This window comes from Arthrobacter sp. Y3221157 (assembly GCF_059089865.1).
In genome coordinates this window covers 1-2,413 of sequence record NZ_JBNHFD010000176.1, presented here as the reverse complement: position 1 = coordinate 2,413, position 2,413 = coordinate 1, and the positions used below count along the sequence as shown (strand labels likewise).

At 57.1% G+C, this 2,413-nt stretch carries 4 protein-coding genes; 3 read left to right on the top strand and 1 reads right to left on the bottom strand.

Going from position 1 to position 2,413, the window contains the following annotated elements; all coding sequences use genetic code 11:
- Positions 1 to 347 precede the first annotated feature (347 nt).
- From AC5RTT_RS20405 to AC5RTT_RS20395, 3 genes are all read left to right on the top strand, one after another.
- The gene (locus AC5RTT_RS20405; protein ID WP_494146685.1) at positions 348 to 707 is read left to right on the top strand and encodes a hypothetical protein; all 360 of its coding nucleotides are present in this window, start codon (positions 348 to 350) and stop codon (positions 705 to 707) included.
- Between the two features lie 129 nt (positions 708 to 836).
- Positions 837 to 1,337: a hypothetical protein gene (locus AC5RTT_RS20400; RefSeq protein WP_494146684.1), complete on the top strand. Its 501-nt coding sequence runs from the start codon at positions 837 to 839 to the stop codon at positions 1,335 to 1,337.
- Between the two features lie 80 nt (positions 1,338 to 1,417).
- On the top strand, positions 1,418 to 1,714 hold the full coding sequence (locus tag AC5RTT_RS20395) for an immunity protein Imm33 domain-containing protein (protein WP_494146683.1): 297 nt from the start codon (positions 1,418 to 1,420) through the stop codon (positions 1,712 to 1,714).
- Between the two features lie 87 nt (positions 1,715 to 1,801).
- Here the strand turns inward: AC5RTT_RS20395 and AC5RTT_RS20390 are convergent, their stop codons facing one another.
- Positions 1,802 to 1,966 (bottom strand): hypothetical protein, encoded by a 165-nt coding sequence (locus AC5RTT_RS20390; protein WP_494146682.1) that lies wholly within the window; start codon positions 1,964 to 1,966, stop codon positions 1,802 to 1,804.
- Positions 1,967 to 2,413 lie beyond the last annotated feature (447 nt).

The window sequence follows — 2,413 nt, the reverse complement described above, 5'->3', positions numbered from 1 at the left end:
CGTCAAATTCCTCAGTGCCCATCACGGAATCCTATAGGTAAGTACGACGCCGCCCTGCTGGTGGCCCTTAGCCAAAGGACGTGCGCCGTAGGGGGTTCCCGGAATGGCCAACGGGTTGGCAACGACGACCTGCTAACGGGACGAAGGGCGGGCGAGCCGCTTCCGGGATGTTTCATCGCCGGCCGTCCGGTCCACCGCAGTTCTCCGCGGCGCGTAGGATCCGCTGCGAAGGTGCGTCGAACCATTTACAGTCTCCAGGAGGTAACGTTCGAGTTCGATGGCACATCGAAAAGGTCTGCCGAACGAATACCCGTGACGACGGAAATGCTGGATCCCAAGAGAAATTGATGGACATGCCGGATAACGCTGCGTTTAACCTCACCGATGACGAACGGGAGCTGCTTTGGCGTGGACTCCTTGAATGGGGAGGCCCAGCAAGTCCCACCAAGGCCATGGCCGTGGCGATGGGCTTCCGGGATGTTATTGACTTGCTCAAAGAGGGGTCTCGGATCAGAGCAGATATCAGCGACGGGCGTCCCTTAACCTATGCTGACTGGCGTCGCGCTCTGCTGGCCACCGAGATTGTGTTCGCCAGTGACGTCGTGGGCTCGGGCGTGGATTGGTCGACTACGACCGGTCTGCAGGACGAGGAAACGATACGGATGCTGAGGTCAATTCAGCGCAAGATGGTGGCCGCCACCGGGTAATTTGTGGGCACCGGGGCGAACCCAAATCCAACCAACGGGCACGACCTGAAATAGGACGCCGGATCTGGCTGAAATGCCAATGTCCCGCAACAGGTTCCTCGGCTGGATCCGGTGGTGCGCAGATTGCCGGTGACCAGCGAACAGAACAACTTGAATGTGCCGGGACTACACTCAGAACGTGAAAAGGATGGGGTTAACCGGTTGAAGCACGAACAGCTGCCGCAGGTTGTGAGGGCAACTACAGACAAGGTGCCGGCGTTCTCAGTCGGTGCCGTTTATGGCGATTACAACGCAGAGAGCAAGGCTTGGGACCCTGTCATCCGTCGTGTAATGAAAGAGATAAAAGGCCTCCGTGAGGGGATCACTAGTCCACTGAACGTCAACGTTGTTTTCCATGTCGACGGGAAGCTTGCCCCTAACGAATTTTCTGGTGTTCGCACTAGCCGCTTCTCGAAGAGGAATTCGGAACTGATGGTTCAGGCCGCAGTTCCAGGCGGCTCCGTGGTTGACCGTCGCAAGCAACTACTTCAGCTGCTGGCCGATGCTATTGATGAGGCTGAGGTTTTCGCGCATAAGAGGAAAATTGCTTCAGACCTCACCGAAATTCGCCGGATACTCGTCCAACTCTGAACCGCCGAGGGCAATAACCTCCCCGCAAGGGTTTCGGCAGAGCATTGCGCCAACGAATCGTCTAGCAGGCAGAATGAAGTATGAGCATCGAAGAATTGACGAGCAAACTTGGTGCTTCTCGGTCCCTAATCATCAATGAGTGGGATTGGCCGGTGCACGGGCTGCGTCACCCACCGACGGCTGGGACAAACGGGTGGTACGTATGGACGGGGGAGTTGTCGAGTGATGGTGATTTCTTCCTGCCCTGGCACACGGTTCACTTCATGGAGCGATACCCCGAACTATCGCATTTGATGCATCTGCCGCCGGGGACTCGCTTCCTCGTGGCACCCGGCTACGAGGACGTTTGGGAGGACCCTTCGTTACTCGATGTCTAAAGATTTAGAGGGACACCACGGCTGTTGTTTCTTGCTTCGTTCAGCACGGCTCCCAACGGTACAGAAATGCTTACGCTGGTCGTAGCCCTATGGGTCGTCTGCCGGGGAGCCAGGCATCGTCTTCCTGAACTTGAGGTCCTGCAGTTCATCAAAAAAGACAAGTAGCCCATCGGGCTGGTAGTCCGGCCTGCCCTGTCTTATCTCGCCCAGGGCGATGGAGAACGAGGCGTCGGAGTTAAGGGTGAATCCCACCCACCAAATGCTCTCGGGTACCCCGTCGTTGGGCATGCCATAGCGCTTTGATGTCCCTTATCTCGTCACCTATCAGGCGGGCCCAGTGCGGGGATGAGGAGACATCCACATACGACAACGTCTGCCAGGGAAGGGCGTTGCGGCTCAGTTCCAACCCCTCGATGAGACCTGCTATGGCCCATGAGATCTTCAAGTGGGCCGCATCAGCAAAATGCAGAACGACGTCCATATCTCTCATGGACGAGATCCAAGTCGCTCATTCTCGTCCTGGCCCAATGCTCCGGGTAGGTATATGTGGCGCCACTAAGCCGTGCTCCTGTCAAGGACTCAAAGAGCCGTTCAACCTCAGGTGTCAATGGCCATTAGTTTCTGCCCACGGGCGGCCAGTTGATGTGCCCGCTGGTGGCCAGTAAAACTGCCCGGTGATGGCCAATAGATCTGCCCACT